Annotated in this window: 21 protein-coding genes; 20 read left to right on the forward strand and 1 reads right to left on the reverse strand. The window is 29.4% G+C overall.

Annotation, left to right across the window (positions count from 1 at the left end; translation table 11 throughout):
* The first annotated feature begins 142 nt into the window (after nucleotides 1-142).
* Nucleotides 143-535: an LETM1 domain-containing protein gene (locus tag Lupro_RS02660; RefSeq protein WP_068206045.1), complete on the forward strand. Its 393-nt coding sequence runs from the start codon at nucleotides 143-145 to the stop codon at nucleotides 533-535.
* Nucleotides 536-539: 4 nt separating this feature from the next.
* On the opposite strand, the gene Lupro_RS02665 is transcribed toward Lupro_RS02660, so the two are convergent.
* Nucleotides 540-941 carry an HU family DNA-binding protein gene (locus Lupro_RS02665; RefSeq protein WP_068206046.1) on the reverse strand — a complete coding sequence of 134 codons (402 nt, stop codon included), beginning with the start codon at nucleotides 939-941 and terminating at the stop codon, nucleotides 540-542.
* 368 nt (nucleotides 942-1,309) lie between these two features.
* Here Lupro_RS02665 and Lupro_RS02670 point away from each other — a divergent pair, with 368 nt between their 5' ends.
* The 19 genes from Lupro_RS02670 (at nucleotide 1,310) to Lupro_RS02750 (ending at nucleotide 23,743) form a co-directional block, all read left to right on the forward strand.
* Nucleotides 1,310-2,503, forward strand: a complete 1,194-nt coding sequence (locus tag Lupro_RS02670; protein ID WP_068206049.1) for a tyrosine-type recombinase/integrase — start codon at nucleotides 1,310-1,312, stop codon at nucleotides 2,501-2,503.
* 53 nt (nucleotides 2,504-2,556) lie between these two features.
* Nucleotides 2,557-3,543 carry a hypothetical protein gene (locus Lupro_RS02675; RefSeq protein ID WP_068206051.1) on the forward strand — a complete coding sequence of 329 codons (987 nt, stop codon included), beginning with the start codon at nucleotides 2,557-2,559 and terminating at the stop codon, nucleotides 3,541-3,543.
* Nucleotides 3,544-3,804: 261 nt separating this feature from the next.
* Nucleotides 3,805-7,563 carry a restriction endonuclease subunit S gene (locus Lupro_RS02680; protein WP_082703845.1) on the forward strand — a complete coding sequence of 1,253 codons (3,759 nt, stop codon included), beginning with the start codon at nucleotides 3,805-3,807 and terminating at the stop codon, nucleotides 7,561-7,563.
* Between the two features lie 272 nt (nucleotides 7,564-7,835).
* Nucleotides 7,836-8,300: a DUF262 domain-containing protein gene (locus Lupro_RS13650; protein ID WP_227807468.1), complete on the forward strand. Its 465-nt coding sequence runs from the start codon at nucleotides 7,836-7,838 to the stop codon at nucleotides 8,298-8,300.
* Nucleotides 8,297-9,604 (forward strand): GmrSD restriction endonuclease domain-containing protein, encoded by a 1,308-nt coding sequence (locus tag Lupro_RS02685; protein WP_227807469.1) that lies wholly within the window; start codon nucleotides 8,297-8,299, stop codon nucleotides 9,602-9,604. The genes Lupro_RS13650 and Lupro_RS02685 overlap by 4 nt, the downstream gene beginning before the upstream one ends.
* Before the next feature lie 219 nt (nucleotides 9,605-9,823).
* Entirely contained in the window at nucleotides 9,824-9,961 is a 138-nt protein-coding gene (locus Lupro_RS13510; RefSeq protein WP_158499547.1) for a hypothetical protein, read from the forward strand.
* Nucleotides 9,939-10,379, forward strand: a complete 441-nt coding sequence (locus tag Lupro_RS02690; protein WP_068206055.1) for a hypothetical protein — start codon at nucleotides 9,939-9,941, stop codon at nucleotides 10,377-10,379. The genes Lupro_RS13510 and Lupro_RS02690 overlap by 23 nt, the downstream gene beginning before the upstream one ends.
* A gap of 9 nt (nucleotides 10,380-10,388) precedes the next feature.
* Nucleotides 10,389-11,300, forward strand: coding sequence for a DUF5655 domain-containing protein (locus Lupro_RS02695; RefSeq protein ID WP_068206057.1), 912 nt, complete (start codon nucleotides 10,389-10,391; stop codon nucleotides 11,298-11,300).
* 149 nt (nucleotides 11,301-11,449) lie between these two features.
* Complete coding sequence (locus Lupro_RS02700; RefSeq protein WP_068206059.1) at nucleotides 11,450-11,989, forward strand: TPM domain-containing protein; 540 nt, start codon at nucleotides 11,450-11,452, stop codon at nucleotides 11,987-11,989.
* 205 nt (nucleotides 11,990-12,194) lie between these two features.
* Complete coding sequence (locus tag Lupro_RS02705) at nucleotides 12,195-13,208, forward strand: IS30 family transposase (protein ID WP_068206062.1); 1,014 nt, start codon at nucleotides 12,195-12,197, stop codon at nucleotides 13,206-13,208.
* Nucleotides 13,209-13,419: 211 nt separating this feature from the next.
* A complete protein-coding gene (locus Lupro_RS02710) occupies nucleotides 13,420-13,638 on the forward strand; it encodes a hypothetical protein (RefSeq protein WP_068211379.1) in 219 nt (72 codons plus the stop codon).
* Complete coding sequence (locus Lupro_RS02715; protein ID WP_068206064.1) at nucleotides 13,638-13,943, forward strand: type II toxin-antitoxin system RelE/ParE family toxin; 306 nt, start codon at nucleotides 13,638-13,640, stop codon at nucleotides 13,941-13,943. Before Lupro_RS02710 ends, Lupro_RS02715 begins: the two co-directional genes overlap by 1 nt.
* Before the next feature lie 168 nt (nucleotides 13,944-14,111).
* Nucleotides 14,112-16,262 (forward strand): nuclease-related domain-containing DEAD/DEAH box helicase, encoded by a 2,151-nt coding sequence (locus tag Lupro_RS02720; protein WP_068206068.1) that lies wholly within the window; start codon nucleotides 14,112-14,114, stop codon nucleotides 16,260-16,262.
* Nucleotides 16,263-16,954: 692 nt separating this feature from the next.
* Nucleotides 16,955-19,066, forward strand: coding sequence for a hypothetical protein (locus Lupro_RS02725; protein ID WP_068206070.1), 2,112 nt, complete (start codon nucleotides 16,955-16,957; stop codon nucleotides 19,064-19,066).
* Between the two features lie 173 nt (nucleotides 19,067-19,239).
* A complete protein-coding gene (locus Lupro_RS02730; protein WP_068206071.1) occupies nucleotides 19,240-20,421 on the forward strand; it encodes an integrase core domain-containing protein in 1,182 nt (393 codons plus the stop codon).
* Between the two features lie 686 nt (nucleotides 20,422-21,107).
* A complete protein-coding gene (locus Lupro_RS02735) occupies nucleotides 21,108-21,521 on the forward strand; it encodes a putative signal transducing protein (RefSeq protein WP_068206073.1) in 414 nt (137 codons plus the stop codon).
* 799 nt (nucleotides 21,522-22,320) lie between these two features.
* Nucleotides 22,321-23,025 (forward strand): SIMPL domain-containing protein, encoded by a 705-nt coding sequence (locus tag Lupro_RS02740; RefSeq protein ID WP_068206074.1) that lies wholly within the window; start codon nucleotides 22,321-22,323, stop codon nucleotides 23,023-23,025.
* A gap of 198 nt (nucleotides 23,026-23,223) precedes the next feature.
* The gene (locus Lupro_RS02745) at nucleotides 23,224-23,463 is read left to right on the forward strand and encodes a ribbon-helix-helix domain-containing protein (RefSeq protein ID WP_068206075.1); all 240 of its coding nucleotides are present in this window, start codon (nucleotides 23,224-23,226) and stop codon (nucleotides 23,461-23,463) included.
* Complete coding sequence (locus Lupro_RS02750) at nucleotides 23,456-23,743, forward strand: type II toxin-antitoxin system RelE/ParE family toxin (protein ID WP_068206076.1); 288 nt, start codon at nucleotides 23,456-23,458, stop codon at nucleotides 23,741-23,743. Before Lupro_RS02745 ends, Lupro_RS02750 begins: the two co-directional genes overlap by 8 nt.
* Nucleotides 23,744-23,754: the final 11 nt, after the last annotated feature.

Here is a 23,754-nt window from a genome sequence, read left to right on the forward strand (position 1 = left end):
TAAGTGCAGGTTGGTTTTAGTTAAATTATGACAAAGAGACTCCCTTTATTGTGTTGTTGTGTGGTTTTGTAGTTTTTACTTCTCACTTGTTAAATAGAGTCTCTAAATAAATACTATATTTATCGCCAATTTCAATTTTTAAATGAAAGAGAAAAAACAGCCTTCAACTATAGATGTTTCCATTTTTGAAAAGAATGGTAAAAAAGAGTTTGCTACATTAATCAAAAAAAACAGGTTAAAAACTACAAAGGCATTGAATGAATTTTTTGTTGGTATAAAAAATGAAGCCTTAGACACCAAAGAAGCATCACGAATTATTTATAAATTTATTTTAGAGCAAAATATTACAAAAGAAGAAGAAAAACATTTAAAAATTCAAGTTTACGATTTACTTAAAATACTTGGAATTGGTGTACCTTTTATGTTAATTCCTGGGGCAACACTACTTATTCCCTTTATTTTAAAAGCTGCAGAAAAAAAAGGGATGAATTTATACCCTTCAAATTTTGACAGTAAAAAGAATAAAAATCTATAAAAATTTATATACTTCTACTGCCCTCTTTATAAGTTGTAATAGCCTTTTTTAATCTACGCTTTATAGCTAAAGAAGGTTGATAATTTAAATGATATTTTTTTATACTTCGTTTTGGTGTTAAATTACGAGCATTATCTTCAGCTTTACATTTAAAACCAATTTTAAATTTACCAATATCTTCTAAATCAACTATCTTTCCTTCCTCTAAATGAAACTGCATTTTAATACCTAAAGCTATCAATACCGCTTTTACATCAACAATACTTAAACTACTTTCTATACTAATTTCTTTACTAATCCTTTCAATTCCTACAGTGCCTGTATTTACAGCTTGCATTATAAATTGCTCTTTTTTTATATTTGAAATACTATTTACTCTTTTTGTTATTCTATATCTAATAGCCATCGTTTTATCTGTTATTCATTTTAATTTAAATTACCCCCAACTTGTTAATAAAAATACTACAAATTAAAGTTATTTAGATCTTTTTTTTATACATTTAATTTTTACTAAACTATCCTTTTTTAGCGTAGTTTACCTATATACTCTAAAAATACTACTATTTTTATAAATATTAACTACTATATTTAAAAAATTATACTACTATATTTAATAATATTATATAGTATATTTACAAATAAACAACTGTGCTATGATTGACCTTTACAAGTAGTTCCTAAATTTTGTACGGTTGGCTTGTTTAATTGTACTTAACTAAATTAAATTTCCATTTTCTCTTTTATGTTAAAAATAAATGTTATTTTTGAAATGCTATGAAAACTTCTTCAACCTTAAAACCTACCATATTATTAAAAAAGGTACTGCACAGAAAAAAGGTGCAATTACTTTTAGTATTTCCGTATAATGATTTTATTATTTCAAAAATTAGAAAAATAAATGGTTATACTTGGAGTCAAACATTGAAAGGCTGGTATATTAATTATACTATAAAAAATGTAGAATTTATTAAAGAAACACTTAGAAATGATGTTTATTTTAAATTAGACACCTCTATTTACAATGTAACACATACCAATAGAACAACAAAACGCAGACCTAGACAAATTTCAGACGAGAACAAAGAAATTATTAGAGCCTACACTAAATATTTAAGAGGCAAGTGCTACAGTGAAAGTACTGTTAAAACATACTTTACCTTTGTAGCTGATTTTTTTGATTATATTAAAGATAAGCCGCTTACTACATTAAGCAATAGGGACGTTGAAAAATTTTTAGAAGACGTTTTTATACCTAGAAAATACAGTATTAGTACGCATAGGCAATTTATAAGTGCCATTAAGTTATTTAAGGCTTTTTATCCTGAATGTAAGATTGAAGAGGTTGGATTAAAAAGACCGAAAAAGAGTAAAATACTTCCTACTGTTTTATCAAAAGAAGAAATTATAGATTTATTACGTTACACTAAAAACTTAAAACATAGGGCTGTTTTAGCTATGATATATTCGGCCGGATTACGTATTAGTGAATTATTAAATTTAGAATTAAATCATATTGATATTGACAGGAGACAAATTGTAGTAAAAAACAGTAAAGGACGTAAGGATAGGAATATAATTTTGGCACAAAGTTTTATTCCATTAATGCAAAATTATTTAATGAGTTACGAACCAAAAACATACTTTGTTGAAGGAAAACCATTTCAAAAATATAGTGCAGAAAGTATTCGGTCATTTTTACATAGAGCTACCAAAATTGCCAAGATAAATAAAAGAGTTACACCACACACTTTACGACACAGTTACGCTACACATTTATTAGAAAATGGTATTGATTTACGTTATATACAAGAATTATTAGGACATGCTAAACCTGAAACCACTATGATTTATACCCATGTATCAAAAAAAGATTTACTAAATATTGAGAGTCCGCTAGACTTAGCCATAAAAAGTTTAGTTGGCACTGATAAAAACAACAAAAACCTACGTTTATCCGGAAACTATTAACTATAAATAGCTATATTTGAAAGCATATAACAAGTTGGGTGCAATAAGGTAAAATGATGAACTTCAAAGAAATAATTGCTGATTATAAAAGGAATAGTAATCATAAACATTGTTTTTATCACAATCACAAAGATTGTACTAAGAAAATAAAAAAAGCTCACAGCATTCAGAAAGAAAAAATTTTAGTTCAACTTGAAAAGGAAATAAATGGCAATAGAATGCTGTACTCTTTAAATAGTACTTCAGCAGATGAAAATTTATCAACAAATGGGCTAATTCCAATTGGAAAGAAAAAAGCATCTATTTTCACAGGGTTTTGTGATTATCACGATTCCAAATTATTTTCTCCAATTGAAAATTTTGATTTTAACTTTAGTGATGAACATCTATTTTTATTAACATATCGATCATTTGCTCATAGTTTTCAACAGATTATTGAGATTTATAAATATTACAATAGTAATGGAGATTTCGTAAAAACTTTTCCAAAGCAATATTTAAAAGAACATATCCAGTTTACAGAAAAAAGAATCAAAGAACTATTATTGTATAAAAAAGTATTAGACAATATAATTCAAACAAAAGATTATTCTGCACTAAATTATCATACTCGAGTAATTGAGCCATTTGTTCCAATAGCTAGTTCTACTATTTTAAGTCCCACATATTCTTACAAAAATGAATATCTATACCCAAATGAAAAAGAATCAAATGTAATTTTAAATGTTTTACCTGATAATAATCGTACAATAATAATTTTATCACATTTTGAGAAAGATACCAAAGGAAAAATATTATTTAATGAGTTAGCTGATTTATCAATTAATGATTTTACAAAAGCAATTTCATCACTAATGATTTATTGTACGACAAATACGTTCTTTTCTCCAAGTTTATGGGATAATTATACCAAAGAGGAGAAAAAACAATTATTTAAGGAAATTGACTTTTGTATAAGATTTGGTGGAAGTATTAAAAAATTCTTTATAAGTAAGATTGATTTTTTCAGAATCAAAATTACTGCACCCAACACCTCATAAAATTTATGCTTACATTTAAACTAAATTACGAACCGACAAACATTCAACTAACGATTTGCTACGTCCGAAAAATCTCCGATTTCCCAGTCGCACAAATCTTATAAAAACTCGTTGGGGGTAATGCAAAAAAAAGAGCCAGCCGCACAAATTGCACATTTGGTTTTTGCCGACACACAAGCCAACGCTATAAAACCAAAAGAGCAATTTTTTGCCACCGCTTGAAAGACAGATAAATATGAAACGAAAAATAAAAGGAAATAAATGATTACAAAAACAAACTTAAAAGACATACTGAAATCGTTAAATTTCAAAGAGAATGGAGATGTATTCAGTAAAAAGTTTGATGCCTTTGACTGCTTGTTGAAAGTGGACTTTAAAAAAGGAGCAATCACTTATCCTGAAAACAAAGGACTAAAAATAAACGAAAGACAAACTTGTAATCTCAAATCAAATGAAAATTTTGTTGTCCTTGAATGTGTAAATAGACTACTTGAAAAAGGCTACAACCCAAAACATATTGAATTAGAGCCAAAATGGAAAGTTGGACACGGAGCAAGTGGCGGTAGAGCAGATATTTTAGTTAAAGACAATTCGGATAAAGCGTTATTAATTATTGAATGTAAAAATGCTGGAACAGAATTTACAAAGCATTGGAAAGAAACACTTGAAAACGGAAGTCAATTATTTGGTTATGCACAACAAGAAGGAAATGCAAAATTTATTTCACTTTATGCTTCCGACTTTACAGACAAAAAAGTAGTAGCAAATTATTACCTAATCACATTAGTAGATAACGAGCAATATTTAGAAGATAATCCTAAACTATTAGCATTTAAAGATGCTAAAATTCGAGAAGAAATATTCAACGTTTGGAAACATACCTACCAAAAGGATTATACTACAAAAGGACTTTTCGAAAAAGATATACAAGCCTACAACATTGGTAAGAAAAAGTATTCTGTTGAAGATTTAAGTTTAGTTGATAGCACTACCAAGCAAAGTAAATATCACGAGTTTGCTACTATTCTAAGAAAATACAATGTCTCAGGTCGTGAAAATGCTTTTGATAAATTAGTTAATCTTTTTCTATGTAAAATTGTTGACGAAAAAAACAATCCGAAAGATTTACAATTCTATTGGAAAGGAATAGCTTACGATACGCCATTTGAAATTCAAGACCGTTTACAGAAACTATATAAAGTTGGTATGGACGAATTTCTGAAAGAAGAAGTAACCTATATTGACAATAAACAAATTGACCAAGCATTTTGGGCTTTTAAAAACGACCCAGATGCAACAAGAGAAACCATAAAAGGTTATTTCAAACAACTAAAATTCTTTACCAATAACGATTTTGCATTTATTGATGTTCACAATGAACGTTTATTTTACGAAAATGCACAAGTACTTATTGATATTGTTCGTCTGTTTCAAGACACTAAAATTAAGAGCAATACCAAAAATCAGTTTTTGGGTGATATGTTCGAAAACTTTTTAGATGGTGGTATAAAACAATCAGAAGGACAATTTTTTACACCAATGCCAATTACTCGTTTTATCATTCAATCCTTACCACTTGAAAATATAATCAACGATAGTCAACAACCACCAAAAGCCATTGATTATGCTTGCGGTTCAGGTCATTTCCTAAATGAATTGGCTTCACAAATGCGACCATTTATTGAAGCGACAAAAGATGCTCAAATAGAAGATTACCTCAAAGAAATTTACGGTATCGAAAAAGAATATCGTTTGAGTAAAGTCGCCAAAGTATCGGCTTTTATGTATGGGCAAGACAACATTGATTTAACCTATGCGGACGCATTAGCCAAAAACGACAAGTTCAAAAACAACAGTTTTAAAATATTGGTTGCTAATCCACCATACGCAGTAAAAGGTTTTCTAAGCACATTAGACCAAGACAGCAAAGACACCTACACCTTACTTAATACAATTGATAGTAAAGCGATACAAACCAACAACTCAATTGAGTGCTTTTTTATAGAAAGAGCCAAACAACTTTTAGAAGCTGATGGTGTAGGAGCTATTATTGTTCCTTCCTCAGTTCTATCAAATGCAGATGCAACTTATCAAGAGACAAAAAGCATTCTATTAAAGTATTTCCATATTGTAGCTATTGCCGAATTTGGATCAGGTACTTTTGGTAAAACAGGAACAAACACAGTAACGCTATTTATAAAACGCAGAAACGAAAACCCCGAAAAGTCCAAACATTATAAAAACCGTATAAACAGTTGGTTTGCAAACGACACTAAAAAGCAAAAGGTCTTTGAAGATGAGCACTATATTATCTCCTACTGCCAACATTTGGAATACGATTTTGACGATTACAAAACACTATTGAAAGGAATACCTAATGATAATCTATTGAAAACAGAAATGTTTGATGATTATAGAAATGCATTTGACAACCTTACCAGTACCAAAAACAAGAAGAAGCAAACTAACTTTAAAAAACTTAGTCAATCAAAGAAAGAAGAAGAATTAACCGACTTATTCTACACGTACTTGACTGAAATAGAAAAAGAAAAACTGTATTATTTCACATTAGCAAGCACTAACCAAAGTGAAGTTGTAATTGTAAAAGGACCAAGTGACAACAAAACAAGCAAGAAATTTTTAGGATATGAATGGAGTACTGCCAAAGGAAACGAAGGAATAAAACTCTACACAGATGCTAATGGAAAGCACCGCACGCCTTTGTATGATGAAGATAATAGAAGCAATCAAGATAAAATAAATTACTACATACAACAAGCATTTGAAAACCAAAACCCTGTAATTCCAGAAGAATTAGCTTCTTTTGTAAGTCGCAGTAGTTTGATAAATATGCTTGATTTTAAACGTACTGAATTTGATAAGCATATATCATTAACGCCAAAAAAGACAGTTAGAATTCAATCAAAATGGAAATTGGTGCGATTAGAAGATATCGCAAAAGATATGTTTGCAGGTGGTGATGTTCCTAAAAATAATTTTTCAGAAAATAAGACAGCTAAGTTTAATATTCCAATTTTTGCAAACGGTTTTGAGAACAAAGGGCTTTATGGTTACACAGATAAAGCAAGAGTTGTCGAGAATTGTATTACAATTTCAGCAAGGGGTACATTGGGTTATACCGAAATTCGCAAAGAACCTTTCTTTCCAATTGTACGCCTTATCGTTTTAATACCAAATGACTTAATAAAATTAGAATATCTAAAGAGCATTATTGGTTTATTAGATTTCACTGATAGTGGAGCTGTTATCCCACAATTAACTGTACCAAAAGTAAAACCTTTAAAAATACCATTACCACCAAAAGACATACAAGAAAAAATAGTAAAAGAGTGCAAGAAAATAGATAAGGAAAAAGAAAAAGCAGAACAAGGTATTGGGAAAGCAAAAACTGTAATTCAAAAACTGGTTGATGATGCGTTTGGTAAGGACAAAAAAGATAAGATAAGTAAGCTTTTTATAATAAACTCAAAAACCAAAAACCCAACAACAAAACCTGATGATACTTTTACTTATGTAGATATTGATGCAGTAGGAAAAGGAACTGGAATAATTAGCTACAACAATAAGGTTTTAGGCAAAGATGCACCTTCAAGAGCAAGAAGAATAGCCGAAAAAGGCAATTTTATTATTTCTTCTGTTCGTCCATATTTAAAAGGTTTCGCTTACATAGATAAGGACGTTTCAGATTGTGTATTTTCAACAGGTTTCTTTGTGCTAAACAGCAAAGATGAAAAAGTTATTTTAAACAAGATTATGTTTTATGCTTTTATGTATTTCGAGCCATTAATGCAGCAGATAGAGGCAAAAATGGGAAAAGGACAATATCCAAGTATCAATAAAACGGACTTAGATAATTTTACAATTTCAGTTACAAACATTAATGACCAAAAGAAAATTATAAAATCCATAGAAAAACAAGAAACGGAAATAGAAAAATCAAGAAAAATTATAAACGGAATAGCAGAACGAAAACAAAAGGTATTAACGAAATATTTGTAAAAGCCACCGCAAGAGCAAGCACATTTGCAATTCACACGAGCCAACGCTTGACCAAAAATTGCAAAAGAGCTTACTCTGCCAACGCTGATGAAAAGAAAGCACATACCCCCAACAAAGTGTATAAATCATTGGGCAATAAGTGGTTAAATGAAAACTATAGATATAAATAAAATTTACGGTAAACTGAAAATGAAGTGCTTAGAAATGCCCAACGCTTCATACACAAACACGTTGGCATTCATTAGAACAGACCTCATAACAAAGAAGAAAATATGGCATACGAAACAGCACTAAAGATTAAAGACGTAGTAGAAAGCATTCATAAAAAGAAATACTTACTTCCTGCAATCCAAAGGGAATTTGTTTGGAACACATACCAAATCGAAAGATTATTTGATAGTATAATGAGGAACTATCCTATTAGTTCTTTTCTATTTTGGCAAGTGGAAAAAGAAAATGTAACGGATTTTAAATTTTACGAATTTTTGCGAGAATATCACGAAAGAGACAATCGGCATAATTCCAAAGCAGACGTAAATGGAGAAGAAGAAATTACAGCAATTTTGGATGGACAACAAAGATTGACTTCTATTTATGTTGCTCTAAAAGGAACTTTTGCTGAAAAATTACCAAGAAAAAGATGGGACAATGATAAAGCATATCCAAAAACAAAACTGTATTTGAATTTGGTCTCAAAATCAGAACATAGCGAACTTGAATTTGATTTTGCTTTTTGACTGAAGATGAAGCAAAAGAAAATGATGATAATTCTTTTTGGTTTAGTGTTGGCGAAATTTTGAATTTAAAAAAACCAGGAGAGGTAAACAGTTATCTAATTCAAAATGGGATTTTTCAAAACTACACTCAAGAACAAGCAAATTTTGCAAACAATACTCTATTTCAATTACATAATGTTATTCATATAACACCTCTTATTAGTTACTACAAAGAGAAAAGCCAATCTTTAGACAAAGTATTAAATATATTTATAAGAATTAATAGTGGTGGAACAATTTTGAGTTATTCCGATTTATTATTATCAATTGCTACAGCACAATGGGAAGAAAAAGATGCAAGAGAGGAAATAATAAAATTTGTAGATGAAATAAATGATATTGGGAATGGATTTAATTTCAATAAAGACTTTGTCCTGAAATCCAGTTTAGTAATAAATGATTTTAGCGATTTTGCATTTAAAGTTGATAATTTCAACAAAGCCAATATGCTTAAAATTGAACGGAATTGGGAAAACCTTACTGATGCAATTAGAATAGCAGTAAAACTTGTTGCAAGTTTTGGTTACAACAGAGAAACATTGACTTCAAATAATGCTATAATTCCTATTGCTTATTATCTACATAAAATTAACGCCACCGAGAGTTATCCAGACTCTAATAATAATTTAGAAGATAAAGAAAAAATACGCAAATGGTTAATTCTAACTTTAGTTAAAAGAGCATTTAGTGGTCAACCAGACAATGTATTGAGACCAATCCGAAAAATCATTAAGGAAAATGACACCATTTTTCCACTTGACAAAATTGTTGAGAAATTTAAAGGAACTAACAAATCACTATTGTTTTCAGATGAAGATGTTGAAAATCTAACCTATTACAAATATGGTCAAGGTTTCACTTTTTCTGTCCTATCGTTATTGTATCCACATTTAGATTATAATAATCAATTTCACATAGACCATATATTCCCTAAAAGTCTTTTCACAAGGACAAAATTGAGAAAAAGAGGAATTGAAGAAGAGAAAATAGATAAATTTATTGATTACCTAAATTACATTGGAAACCTTCAATTACTTGGAGCAATTCCAAATATTGAGAAAAAAGATACCGAATTTAAAGTTTGGCTTGAAAAAACCTATCCAAATACTGACAAACAAAACGAATTTAAAAACACTCACAATATTCCAAATGTTGATTTAGAATTTGAAAATTTCATTGAGTTTTTTGAAGAACGAGAAAAAATACTCGTTACTGAATTTGGAAAAATATTACAAATTGAAATTGAAAAAACAGAAGCGGAATAAAATAACGAAATGCCAACAATGGCTATAGTTAATACGGGTTTTGGTGCTTAATTCAAAGTGAAGTGCCTTGAACAAAGTCCGCAAAATTTTCAATTTTGCGTGTCTATTAAATAAAGAAAAAATTAAAAATTTGGCTAAGTGCTTAATCGAAAGTTCAGTCCTTCGAAATCCCGTACTAACCATAGCCGAGACGTTGGCATTCATTAGAAAAAAAATAATATGGCAAAAACACCAAAAAAGACAACGACAAAAAAAGTAGTACCTAAAAAAAGTACGACAAAAAAAGTAATAAAAGAATCGAGAAAATTTTCGAAAAAGAATAAAGGAACAGGTGATGGCGGACCAAGAAACAAATAAAAAAACTATTGACGACTATAAAAAGGACTATGAATATTTCACAGGTAAAGCGAGTGAAATAAATAGAAGTCTTGCTTTAGGAGGAATAGCAATAATTTGGATTTTTAAAACAACTTCAAATAATGTGACTTCAATTCCTGACATCTTAATCCTTCCGCTAATTTGGCTTGTTGTTGCTCTTGGACTTGATTTATTACAATATATTGTCGGTGGAATAATTTGGTGGATTTATTACAAGTTCAAAGAATCTGAAGTTAAGAAAGGAAAAATATTGGCAGATGCAGATATTAAAGCACCTTCTATTCTTCCTGGAATAATTCATCTGATTTATTGGTCGAAATTGACGTCTACAATAATTGCATATTATTTTTTGTTTGCATTTTTATATTCAAAATTTATCGAACCTGTTTCATCATAAAACTATAAAATGGCATTATATAAAATAGAAAATAAATTAGAGTACATAAAAGAAAAACCATTTCGACTTGAAAAGGAAATCCAAGAATTAACAGAAAATAATCTGAAAACAATTTTCGGACTTGAATTTGTAAAATCTGAATTTGCCTTAAATAACTTCCGAATTGACACTCTTGCTTTTGATAAAGAAGCAAATGCTTTTGTAATAATCGAATATAAACGAGACAAAAATTTTAGTGTAATTGACCAAGGTTATGCTTATTTGTCTTTAATGCTAAATAATAAAGCGGACTTCATTTTAGAATTTAACGAAAATCTTGACAAAACTCTGAAAAGAACTGATGTAGATTGGTCACAATCGAGAGTTTTATTTGTTTCTCCTGCATTTACAAACTATCAAAGAGAAGCAATAAATTTTAAGGACTTACCAATTGAATTATGGGAAGTTAAAAGATTTGAAAATACAACCGTTTCATACGAACAAATTCAAAAGGCTGGAGCACAGGAAAGTATTAAAACAATTTCTAAAGCGGACAAAACGATTGATAGTGTTGCAAAAGAAATTAAGGTTTATTCAGAACAAGAACATTTAGAAAATGTGAGTGATGAAATAAAAGAACTTTATGAAAAATTTAGAAATGCAATTCAGAATTTAGACAATCTCGAAATTAAACCAAAGAAAAAATATATTGCCTTTGTTGCTGGTCGAAATGTAATTGACATTTTACCACAGAAAAAAGCATTGAAAATGTGGATTAATATGAGCAAAGGAGAACTTGACGACACTAAAGGAATTACCAGAGATGTATCGACAACTGGACATTGGGGAAATGGAGATTATGAAATTCAAATCAGAGATGATGAAAATCTGGAATACATATTAAGTCTTGTAAAACAGTCGATTAAAAAGAATAAAAAATAACGAAATGCCAACAAAGTATAAAAATAATAGCCGAAAATAGTAGTAAATATGAACATTGTAGTTCGCAATAAAATTAGTAGTAAATTGAAAAATTCTGCTCACGAAATCGGCTACTATTCTTATACCAACCGTTGCCAACAATACGAAAAATGAAAATCGGAACTAAAATATTAATTCTTTTCTTGATTTTAAATTTGCTTTCCTGCAAAGGAAATGCACAAGAAACGGAAACTAAAAAACTGACAACCGAAATTGATTTTTCGGAAATGGAAAAAAGTTCTATTCCAAAACCAATTGGAATTATAAATGATTACGGACAAATTTTTACGGAATCACAACGAACTGAATTATCGAAAATTCTTTATGATTATGATATTGAAACGACAAGACAAATTGTGGTGGTTACAATTGACAGCATAAAACCTTATAATGACATCCAAAAATACGCAACGGAATTAGCACAAACTTGGGGAATTGGAACTGCCGAAAAAAATAATGGATTGACAATAGTTGTGTGTAATCCTTGCAGACAAATCGGAATTGCAACAGGAACTGGAACCGAATTGATTTTGACTGACGAAATTTGTAAAAAAGTAATTGAAGAAAAAATAATACCTGAATTTAAAAACGGAGAATTTTATAGCGGAATTAAAAAAGGTGTGATAGAATTAATAGAAAAGTGGAAATAAGTACTGTTGGCAACAACGTGTATAATTAATGGCTAGTTATCGCTTACTTACGAAAATCCTCACGGATTTTCTATTCGGTTTTTATTTACTAAATTAGGTGCTTAAACACGCCACTAATCATACACAAGACCGTTGGGCTTCATACGGACAAAAATACCTGAATTCAAGAACTTAACGCAACAAATCATAATCTTAGATTTGTTGTATGAAAGCAAATAAATATAAGCGACTAACATTAAAAGAACGTGTTGTAATAGAAACCTTATTACAAGAAAACAAGACCAAAAGCTATATCGCAAAAAGACTAAATCGGTCACGTTCTACCATCACCAGAGAAGTCAATAAATGGGGTGGAGATTACAATGCAACTCTTGCAAATTGGTCTGCAAAAGACGATTATTTAAACAAAAGAAATAAGGATAAAATAAACACCTATAATAGACTAAAAATATTCGTTTATCGAGGACTATTAAGCGGTTGGTCACCCGAACAAATTTCAGGTAGAATAAAGCTAAAATATCCAAATGACCCTGTAATGTCTATCTCTTATGAAGCCATTTATATGCATATTTACGCACATCGCCAAGCGCGTTTAAATCGTAAATTGATAGCATTATTACCCTATCAAAAAAGCCAAAGAAGAAGAGCAAATGCTAAGAGTAAAAGAGGTGTAAAAATAAAAGATCAAACCAGTATTGATGATAGACCAAAGCACATCGAAAACAGAGAAGAAATTGGACACTGGGAAGGAGATTTAGTTATCGGAAAAGGACAGCAAAGTGCCATAGGTACTCTAGTTGAGCGAAAAGCACGATATACATTTATTGTAAAACTTAAAAGCAGAAAATCAGCAACCGTTAGAAAAGGTTTTGCTAAAGAGTTTAATCAAATAGCCCCCCTTTTTACAAAGTCTCTAACCTACGATAATGGAATGGAAATGGCAGAGCACAAACAGTTCACAAATCACACATCAATGCCAGTATATTTTGCACATCCATATTCCTCGTGGGAGCGAGGAACCAACGAAAATACAAATGGACTCATTAGACGCTTTTTCCCAAAGGGAACTGACTTTAGTAAGGTAACCGAAAAAGAACTAAAGATAGTGCAGGAAAAGCTAAATAATAGACCAAGAAAAGTACTCGGATATAGAACTCCAAAGGAAGTTTTTTATTCTGAAATAGTAAACCATAAAATTAAAAATATGATGCTAATGTAACGGCTTGTTGAACTGGAAATAACTCGACCGTAGGAAGAGTTATTCTATTTCAACAATGCACCGTTTTAAAATAAAAATTAAACTCGTATATTTGAGTAATGTTTAACCAAAATTAATAACGTTTTGTTGCGTTAGAACCTTGAATCCAAGATATTCACTGATTAAAAATGTAATTTATATTTTTTGTAACTTTGACTAAAATATGATAAAAATGAATGTTCAAACTTCTAAAATAGAGTTACTAAAAATGATTCTCAACATTGAGAATGACAAATTCATTGAGAAAATAACAGAATTTATTCAAAAAGAAAAAGTAGATTTTTGGAGTGAGTTGAGTTTATCTGAACAAAAAGAAATTCAAAAAGGGATTAAAGAGTTGAATAAAGGAAAAAGAGTTGAGTATTCTGAGTTTTTGAAAAAGATTTCTTAATGAAAGTATTTTTATCAGAATTAGCTGAAACTAAACTTCTAAAACTGAGCAATTTTTTATTAGAAAATTGGAATTTAAAAGTTAGGAATGATTTTATTAAAAAACTGACTTCTAAAATTGACCAAATTTCTGAACAACCTGAAAGCTGTCCACAATCATCTGAATTTAACGGACTTTTTAAATGTGTTGTTACAAAACAGACAACTTTCTACTACAGAATAAACCCTGACAGAAATGAAATTGAGATTATTACTGTTTTTGACACAAGACAAAATCCAAATAAATTAGAAAAAGATATAAAGTAAGTACGAAAGCCCAACACCTCATAAAATTTATGCTTACATTTAAACTAAATAACAAACCGACAAACATTCAACTAACGATTTGCTACAACCGAAAAATCTCCGATTTTTATGTCGCACAAATCTTATAAAACCCGTTGTGCTTCATACATAAAAACCCATATATAATTAATGGCAAAACTAATTCCTTCATATGACAAAATACTTTCACTGAAAGTAAAACCTGAAGAAGGAGAATTGCATTTGCTAAAGTTCTTAGACTCTGAACTTGATAATTCATTTGAAGTGTATTTTAATCCATATATGAATGGAGACCGTCCAGACATTGTGGTTATGAAAGAAGGACAAGGAATTTTAATAATTGAAGTTAAGGACTATGATTTGAACAGCTACGAACTTGACAAAAAAAAGAACTTCGTAATTAAGAGCAATAAAGCTAAAACTCACAAATCCCCTATTTCACAAGTCCTTAAGTACAAGGACAACCTTTTTGAACTGCACATTGAGAATCTTCTTGAGAAGAAAATAAAAGACATAAGGCATTTCAATACAGTATCGTGTGCAATATATTTTCACAACGCAACTTCTCAAAAAATCAATGATTTGCTCATTGAGCCATACAAACACGACAAAAAGTACATAACGTTTCTTAAATACAATATTGACTTTATCGGAAGAGATAATCTCAATGAGTATGACCTGAAGGAATTGCTCAAAAAAAGATATTTGATTTCAGAAAGACCGTCATTTCTTTTCACAGAAGATATTTACAAAAGCATAAAAAGGTTTCTTAAGCCACCAGTTCATCTAAAAGAAGAAGGAGAAGATATTAGGTACAGTAAAAAGCAACTCGAAATCATTTATGAACCTAACAAGAAACAACAAAGAATTAAAGGAGTTGTAGGTTCTGGTAAGACAACTGTACTTGCAGCAAGAGCTGTTCAAGCACATAAACGTTCAAAAGGGAACGTTCTGATTTTAACTTACAATATCACGCTTAAAAATTTCATACGAGATAAAATAAGTAGGGTGCGTGAAGAATTCGGATGGGAAAACTTTGTTATTTCAAATTATCATTTATTCATCAACTCAGAGTTGAACAATCTTGAAATTCCTATTAAAATTCCTAAGGGATTCAATAAATATAGTGAAGAAGAAAAGGACAGATATTTTGAGAAAGAATACTATTCCAATAAGCAGTTATTCATTGACAATAAAGACAAAATAAAGCCTTATGATGTAATTCTAATTGATGAAATCCAAGACTATAAAAGAGCTTGGATGGAAATTATAAAGGAATGTTTTTTAAGTGAAAATGGAGAATATGTTTTGTTCGGTGACGTAAAGCAGAACATTTACAACAATAAGACCGAAGGGAAAGATGTATCCACCAACGTTAAAGGTGTAACAGAATTAAAATATTGCTTTCGCTCTGATTTCAAGATAAAAGACTTAGCGATTTTATATCAGAAAGATATTTTTAAGGACAAATACGAAATAGACAACTTTAATCAGAAATCACAAGCATTAGAACTTGCATTTGAAAGAAATCAGCAAGGTAGTCTCAATTATATATTTCTACCAAATGCTGATAGCGTCAGTAGCCTATATACAATAATTCACGAAAATGCTATAAATAAAGATATTCCGCCAAACGACATTACCATTTTAGGAAACTCTATCTCACTACTTAAAAAGTTTGATGCCTATTATCGCTATTCTTCCAACGAACGGACGAATACTATGTTTGAGACGTTTGAAATGGTTTATAGAATGGGTTTGAACTATTTAAAAAACGATAAACCTGAATGGTTAAAGAACGGAATAAAATTGATTAATCGACATAATGACAGGTCAGAAGCAAGAGCATTTAATCAACTAAGTATTCTTTTCACCATAAACGACCTTTATGGAGAATATCCAGATAGATTCAAGAAAAAATTTGAAATCTTTTGTCAGAAGTTTAATACTAACATTTCAAATTTCTTGAAGTACCTAAAACAATATGAAAAGAAACTTGATGAATTCAAAAAAGACTATGGACCAGAAAAACAGAGCAGTAATTTAAAAATGATTCGTAATAACAAAAAGATTCATTTTTATATGAATAGCGGTACTGTAAAAGTATCGACTATTCACAGCTTTAAAGGTTGGGAAAGTGAAACTGTCTTTTTGATTTTGGAGAACTTTAATTTCCAAATGACTTTTGATGAAATTCTGTATACAGGAATTACCCGAACTCGAGCAAATCTGATTTTAATAAATTATGGCAATACAGAATATCACAACAAATTAAACGACTTGATTGAAAAAGTAAAATAAAAGTACGAAAGCACAACAAAAAATATAGTGCATTTGGCAGATAGTACTAAAAATGAATATGATAGCAATAAATAAACATAGTAGTAAATTGAAAAATTGGAGCGTTGAAATGCCAAACGCACCATATTCAAACCGTTGGCAAATATGGCGGATTATGCTCAAATTTTATAAAAGTTCTTTAAAATGGAAATTTAGAAAGCCGACAAATTTCAGATTATTTTTCTAAAGTTATGATATGAGAAATGAAACGGTCAGATTGATTTTCAGAACGCACAGATTTGAGAATTGAAACGTAAAACTGTTGAATTGAACAGATTTTAGAAATGAATAGCACAAAATGAGAAATGACACGAACAGAGAAATGAATCCGATTTTATGTTCATAGCGGAGAAAACTATGATTGAAAAATTGTAACTAAACCGATAAAAATAGCAGGATTTTATTCTCATTACGCACAAACGGAGAAAAAATTGACAAAAAAATATAGAATATAAATAGGGACATATTGATATGATTAAAAACCACATTAGCCAACAAATCATAAAATTTATGCTTAAATTTGGATTTAGTACGAAATGACAAACATTTTAACAAACCGATTTGCTACAACCGAAAAATCTCCGATTTCTCAGTCGCACAAATCTTATAAAAGCCGTTGTGTTTCATACACCAAAAACTACCTGAATTAAAATATGACTACAGAATTAAATAAAAGTGAATTGTTCAGATTAGCGGCTGTATTATACGCAGATAATAACTATGAGGTATCTACAAGAGTTATACACAGAAAAATTTTAGATTCTGCTCTACTTGATTGTGACAATAATGATTTGACAATTCATAAAATAATTGATTACATAGAGGATAAATACTCTTTATTAATAGGGGAAAGTGAAATAAATGATATTATTGAAAAATATCCTGATTCATTTTTAACAAACTATCATAAAGATTCCAAAACTATTTGTTTATCGCCTAAAAGAAGAGGGAATTTAGAATCCAAGATTAAAAAAAACAATATTGACACTTATATAAATTTATACATTTTAGATAAAAAAGGAAAAGGAGAAAGCATAAAAAAAACTTTATATGATTTTCTTTATCATATGTTTAGTATAAATACGGCAAGTTTTCAAAAATTATTCGATAGCAAAAAAGATATTTCTACATTAATTTCTCTTCAAGATTCAAACTTTAGCACCGAACAAATAGATATAATTAATGATTTTCTTAATTGGGACAATACAGATAAAAATAAAGCAATATTTGATATTTCGAGTTATGCATTAGAATTCTGTTTGTTAACAAATAAAAAAGGAAATTCTAATTTAAGACTAAATAATTTAAAAAATAAATCCTTTTATCTTGACACAAATGTTATTTACAGAGCAATTGGAATTAACGGTTATGATAGAAAAAAAAGAACTTCTACTTTTTTAAACAAATTCAAAGAGGCAGGTGAAAATCTTTATATCTCAAGCATTACAGATGAAGAATTTAAAAACAGTATTAAATTTTATATAGATAAACTTAAAAGTGCTATTAATCCAAAAAGCAGTTCTAAAGTTTTTTTGGAATTTCGTTCATTAAAAGATATACATTCATATTATCACAATTGGAGAAAAGACAAAACCAATTCAAATTTGGATTTATTTCAAGCATATATATTAAGTGAATATCAAATTTTTATAGAACATTTTAATATAAAATTAGACTATAAAAAACCTTACGACCTTGATGATAAAGAAACAGATGAATATATTAAAGATTTAACTTCTGGAATTAGCAATTCAAAGCCTGAAGGAAAAAGAAACTACTATCAAAGCACATTGAATGATGCTGAAAATATTTTATGGATTGAAGAAAAAAGAGATGGAAAAGTTGAAAATATTTTTGATACCAAATATTTTTTCATCTCTAGTGATAATCAATTAAGGAAATGGGATTATTATAGAGGGTTTAAAACCCCCATTGTTCTTTTACCTAGTCAATGGATGAGTATTCTTTTGCGATATTTCGATAGAACAAAGGATGATTATAAAAGTTTTGTGAGTTTTTTAAATTTAAGAAATAATGAAAAAGTTATTGAAGGTGAAAAATTGAATTTAATTCTAACAGGAATAAGTGAAATGACATCTAATGTTGAACAACAAAGATATTTAGTGTCACACCTAATAGAAAAAGATTTTGAAGGTATTATCACTAGTAATTCTTCTGATTCTGACATTATAAATAAGTCAAAAGAATTTGCGAAAACTCTACTTGAAAAACAGGTAAGTAATCTTTCTAAAAAAGTAGAAAATTTAGAAATTGAAACAACTAAAAAAGAACAGATTATTGGTTCAACAATTAAAACTGCAAAATCAAAAAAAATTCACAATAAAGAATTAGAGAATGAACTAACTCTAGCAGAAAAATTAAATAAGAAATTAATAAAAGAAAACATTAAACTAATAATTGAAAAAGGCATTTCGAAATGGAGAAGAATTTTATGGTTATATATTCCTTTGTCATTAATTTTAATTGCTTTATACATCTTAGCATTATTCTTTGATGATTCTAATATTAATATTGGTAGAAAAATATTAAACCATATTGACGGACAAACAAGTGAATCGACTAAAAACTTGTTAAATACGTTATTCTATTTACCTATTGCTGCTGCTGGTTGGATGTTATGGCAAAGTGTAAATAAATTCAATAATGAAAAGGTCGATAATAAAAGAAAAGAATTAAAAGAAAAGTACGAAAACACAACAATGGCTATAGTTAATACGGGTTTTAGCGATAAAAACAAAGGTTAGTTCATTTAACAAACTTAGTGCTTAATCGAAAGTTCAGTCCTTCGAATTCCCGTACTAACCATAGCCGAGACGTTAGCATAAATGGGGTATGATAAAGGGACATCGTTTACAAAGTTAAAGAGACATAGTTTACACTTTTTAGGTTGTAATTTGAGAAATAAAATCAAATTATTATGCCTTGGAAAGAAACAACAACTATGGAACAAAAAATTGAATTTATTTGTGAATGGAGAACTGGAAAATATACCATCACAGAATTATGTAAAAACTTTGAAATCTCAAGACCCACCGCCTATAAGTTAATAAATAGGTTTGAAAAACAAGGTTTTGAAGGCTTAAAAGAGCAATCAAGAACTCCAAAGGAACATCCAAATGCGACAAAGGAAAATATTGTTGATGGGATACTTAAATTAAAGAAAAAACACCCACGCTGGGGAGCTAAAAAAATCAATAAACTATTGTTTAACGATTTTACAGAAAATGAGATCCCCTCGGTGGTTACTGTTCACAACATACTCAAAAGACACGGTTTAGTATGCCCTCAAAAAAGGTTAAGAAGAGTCAAACCTGTATATCCTATTTTTGATCCAAAAGTGTGTAATGAAGTATGGAGTGCAGATTACAAAGGAAAGTTTTTAATGGGTAATAAAGTGTATTGTCACCCACTGACCATTGCTGATTCCAAAAGTAGATTTTTATTCACAGCTAAAGGACATTATAAAGAAACTTTAAAGTACGCAAAGGCTGAATTTACAAAGGTTTTTAGGAAATATGGAATCCCTAAACAACTCCACACAGACAACGGAAGTCCCTTTGGGTCTGTTCGTGCTATTCAACGATTTACACAACTCTCCTATTGGTTTATTGAACTTGGAATTATACCCGTTTTTTCTGACCCAGCACACCCAGAACAAAACGGAAGACACGAACGTATGCATCGCGATTTAAAAGCGGCTTGTGCCAAACCTTCAGCCTATGACTTAAAAGCACAACAAAGACGTTTAAATCACTTTGTAAAAGAATATAATCACATAAGACCTCACGAAGCCTTAGGGATGGAAACACCTGCTTCAATGCATAACTTTTCCACCAGACCTTTTCCTGAAAAAATACCTAACTTTGACTATAATTCAAATCTCAAAATTTTAAAAGTAACTCAAAATGGAGCAATCAGATGGAAGTCGTATTATTGGGTATATTTAACAGCAGCTTTAAAAGGAAAATACGTAGGTATTGAAGATTTAGGTAATGGAATTTGGAAAGTCTTTTATAGAGACGTATTTTTAGGTTTCTTTAATGAAACACAATTAAGAAATAAAGAAAAGTCAATAAGGTTAGAAACTAATTTAGTGTAAAGTCTAATCTTTAACTTGTGTAAACTATGTATCTTAACGAACATGGCTCGACTGATTTTTTCGCCCGACAAATTACAGTAGAAAAAGTAGTTTAAAATACTAAGATTTTGAGTATTAAAAATGAGTAAATAAGACAAATTAAACTAGTCCGATAAATTTTAAATGGAAAATGAGTAAATAAGACAATTTGAACAATTATGACAAATTTTAGATTATCCTCTACTCTACCGAATTGAAAATTGAAATGTAAAAACTTATCGAATAGCACAGATTTAAGAGCTGAAACGAAAAATAAGCTGAACCAATACAAGTAAAATGAAAAATTGTAACAAAACCGATTAAAAACAATGGATTTCGCTAAATGAATGTAATAATTGAAATGCTGGATTTAAAAGTTGTTATGGATAATACTACAACAGACAAAACTCAGATAATAGAAAAATTTAATTATTCCCATAACGTTTCGCCAAATATGCTAACAACTCATAAAATTTATGCTTAAATTTGGATTTAGTACGAAATGACAAACATTTTAACAAACCGATTTGCTACAACCGAAAAATCTCCGATTTCTCAGTCGCACAAATCTTATAAAAGCCGTTGTGCGTCATTGGAAAACAGAATATCAGAATACAAAAATTTAAAATAAATAAAATTTTTACACAGCCGAAAATTGACAAAATAAAATGGGATTAGTAACAATTAGAACATTTGAAAATGGCCCAGAAGCACATCTTTTTAAAACTAAATTATTGAGTTTAGGAATTGAATGTTTCATTTTTGATGAACAAACGATTACGCTTAATCCAATTATGGGAGTCGCAATTGGTGGAATTAAATTGAAAGTGAATGAGAATGATTATGAAAAGTCTAATCAAGTAATTACTGATATTGAAAACACTCCATTGACAAATGAAAAAGACGAAATTTTAAAATGTCCGAAATGTAATTCAATTGAGTTATACACTGGATTTAAATCTATGAAAGGAGTAAAAGGAATAATCTCAACTATAACTTCATTTTTATTTATGATTTATCCAGTATATTTTAAGAATGTCTATAAATGCAAAGATTGTGGAAACGAATTTGACAAAGAATAAAAACATAATGGAATTAAAAAAACGTCGCACAACACCTCATAAAATTTATGCTTACATTTAAATTAAATAACGAACCGACAAACATTTTAACAAACCGATTTGCTACAACCGAAAAATCTAACGATTTTTATGTCGCACAAATCTTATAAAAACTCGTTGGCATTAATAGTTCCGATGAAAATTTTAGTTTTACTGAAAACGACTCACAAGCCATTTAATTTCGATTTTTAAAGATACATTTAGTTGAAATTCCTTTTTGGGGATTTAAACGCGTCGAAAACTGTCTTGTACTTTTAACTTAGGATTGATTTGCCCGAAAAATGGTGGTCTATTTGGAAACAGAATGATAAACCTCAACGGAATGTTTTTAATCTACCAAGTTCTGATTCATCTTGTACTTATAACTTGGTCTTGTAAGCGTTCTGATTCAATCTATTTCCCAAAAAGGTGTAAGTGTAAAATAATTATTTTTTTGCCATCTAAACGCAAGAAAATGTGCTGTTTATTTACAAATTGATTTGCTGTTTAATTGTTAAGTGATTATTTATAAACACCTGCGCTGGCGTTCTGATTCGATTGGCAAAAAAACACGTAGGGTGATTTTTTTTATGGTGTTTTAATAGCCAAATGTTTAATGTGTCTCTACTAAAGCCAACAATGTATAACCAAAATTGCTTAATTCTAACTAAATTGAAAATTATTACAAATAAAAAACTATATTTATAAATCCGAAAATTGCGCTTTCAAAATAGCAACTTTCGTTATACTAAACCGTTGTGCAATATATAAAAACAAAAATATGAAAAATACATTTACTACAATAGTATTAATAATTTCAACAGTTTATTTTGGATTTTCTCAAACGAAAAATTTTATAGACCAACCATTTATAGAAACAAGATCAAAGGTTGACACATTAATAACTCCTGACAGAATCTATTTGTCAATTTTAATAACAGAGAAAGACACAAAAGGACGAATTTCAGTTGAAGAACTTGAAAATAATATGGCTGTAAAACTTAAAGATTTAGGTATAGATTTAGATAAGCAAATCTCATTATCTGACTTATCAAGTAATTTTAAAAAATACTTTTTAAGACAAAAAGATGTTTTAAAAAGTAAAGCGTATTCGTTGATTGTTTATGACGCATTAACAGCTGGAAAAGTAATTATGGAATTAGAAAAAATTAATATCTCTAATGTTTTTCTTGAAAAGACAGAATATTCGAAAATTGAAAAATTGAAACTTGAATTGAAATCTAAAGCAATTGAAAAAGCTAAAAGAAATGCTATAGCAATGTTAAATCCATTAAATCAAATAGTGGGAAATGCTATTTTTATTTCAGATTTAGGATATATTTCAACTCAATTGTCTGGAAGAGTTGCTGGAATCCAAATTAGAGGAATGAGTAGTCTGAAAGAAAATAGATTTAAACCTATCGATATTGAATTTAAAAAAATTAAAGTTGAAAGTGAAGTTTTAATTAAATTTAAAATCGAATAAGATAAATACATTGCACAACACCTCATAAAATTTATGCTTACATTTAAACTAAATAACTAACCGACAAACATTAAACTAACGATTTGCTACAACCGAAAAATCTCCGATTTTCCAGTCGCACAAATCTTATAAAAACTCGTTGGCAACAATTTGGAAATGATTCATAATTGGTGTATATTTGCATCAAATAAATGAATTATGGCAAGACAAAGTATATCATTCACAAAGCCGAACGATGAATGGCTAAAATCTCAAGTGGGCAAAAAAGAATATTCCAGCAAGAGTGAACTTGTAAATGACTTAATTAGACAAGCCCGAAAGCAACAAGTTGAAATTAACTGGATTCGTGCTAAATTTGAGAAAGCGGAAATTAGCGGATTTACAAGTGAAAGTAAAAATGAAATTTTAGCTCAATCAAAGTCTTTGCTTAATGAATAAATACAGATTAAGCAATGAAGCGAAAAATGACTTGATACGGATTCATCATTATGGTATTAAAAAATTTGGAATGACTCAAGCGGACAAATATTTTGAATCATTTTTTGAATATTTCGACATTATTTCCCAAAGACCTTTTTCATTCGAGTCGGTTGATTATATAAAAAAAGACTATAGACGCTGTGTTTGTGGAGTTGATAGTATTTACTTCAAAGTAAATGAGAATGTTGTTGAAATAATAGCAATTGTAGGAAGACAAGATTTGTATGAAAAACTATAAAAATTAATAAA

It is taken from the genome of Lutibacter profundi, from assembly GCF_001543325.1.
GTDB classification, from domain to species: domain Bacteria; phylum Bacteroidota; class Bacteroidia; order Flavobacteriales; family Flavobacteriaceae; genus Lutibacter; species Lutibacter profundi.

Bases quoted from the DNA above. Each gene is read 5' to 3' on its own strand.
- Lupro_RS02660 (WP_068206045.1), top strand. From the start codon at position 143: ATGAAAGAGAAAAAACAGCCTTCAACTATAGATGTTTCCATTTTTGAA.
- Lupro_RS02665 (WP_068206046.1), bottom strand. From the start codon at position 941: ATGGCTATTAGATATAGAATAACAAAAAGAGTAAATAGTATTTCAAAT.
- Lupro_RS02670 (WP_068206049.1), top strand. From the start codon at position 1,310: ATGAAAACTTCTTCAACCTTAAAACCTACCATATTATTAAAAAAGGTA.
- Lupro_RS02675 (WP_068206051.1), top strand. From the start codon at position 2,557: ATGATGAACTTCAAAGAAATAATTGCTGATTATAAAAGGAATAGTAAT.
- Lupro_RS02680 (WP_082703845.1), top strand. From the start codon at position 3,805: ATGATTACAAAAACAAACTTAAAAGACATACTGAAATCGTTAAATTTC.
- Lupro_RS13650 (WP_227807468.1), top strand. From the start codon at position 7,836: ATGGCATACGAAACAGCACTAAAGATTAAAGACGTAGTAGAAAGCATT.
- Lupro_RS13510 (WP_158499547.1), top strand. From the start codon at position 9,824: ATGGCAAAAACACCAAAAAAGACAACGACAAAAAAAGTAGTACCTAAA.
- Lupro_RS02690 (WP_068206055.1), top strand. From the start codon at position 9,939: ATGGCGGACCAAGAAACAAATAAAAAAACTATTGACGACTATAAAAAG.
- Lupro_RS02695 (WP_068206057.1), top strand. From the start codon at position 10,389: ATGGCATTATATAAAATAGAAAATAAATTAGAGTACATAAAAGAAAAA.
- Lupro_RS02700 (WP_068206059.1), top strand. From the start codon at position 11,450: ATGAAAATCGGAACTAAAATATTAATTCTTTTCTTGATTTTAAATTTG.
- Lupro_RS02705 (WP_068206062.1), top strand. From the start codon at position 12,195: ATGAAAGCAAATAAATATAAGCGACTAACATTAAAAGAACGTGTTGTA.
- Lupro_RS02710 (WP_068211379.1), top strand. From the start codon at position 13,420: ATGAATGTTCAAACTTCTAAAATAGAGTTACTAAAAATGATTCTCAAC.
- Lupro_RS02715 (WP_068206064.1), top strand. From the start codon at position 13,638: ATGAAAGTATTTTTATCAGAATTAGCTGAAACTAAACTTCTAAAACTG.
- Lupro_RS02720 (WP_068206068.1), top strand. From the start codon at position 14,112: ATGGCAAAACTAATTCCTTCATATGACAAAATACTTTCACTGAAAGTA.
- Lupro_RS02725 (WP_068206070.1), top strand. From the start codon at position 16,955: ATGACTACAGAATTAAATAAAAGTGAATTGTTCAGATTAGCGGCTGTA.
- Lupro_RS02730 (WP_068206071.1), top strand. From the start codon at position 19,240: ATGCCTTGGAAAGAAACAACAACTATGGAACAAAAAATTGAATTTATT.
- Lupro_RS02735 (WP_068206073.1), top strand. From the start codon at position 21,108: ATGGGATTAGTAACAATTAGAACATTTGAAAATGGCCCAGAAGCACAT.
- Lupro_RS02740 (WP_068206074.1), top strand. From the start codon at position 22,321: ATGAAAAATACATTTACTACAATAGTATTAATAATTTCAACAGTTTAT.
- Lupro_RS02745 (WP_068206075.1), top strand. From the start codon at position 23,224: ATGGCAAGACAAAGTATATCATTCACAAAGCCGAACGATGAATGGCTA.
- Lupro_RS02750 (WP_068206076.1), top strand. From the start codon at position 23,456: ATGAATAAATACAGATTAAGCAATGAAGCGAAAAATGACTTGATACGG.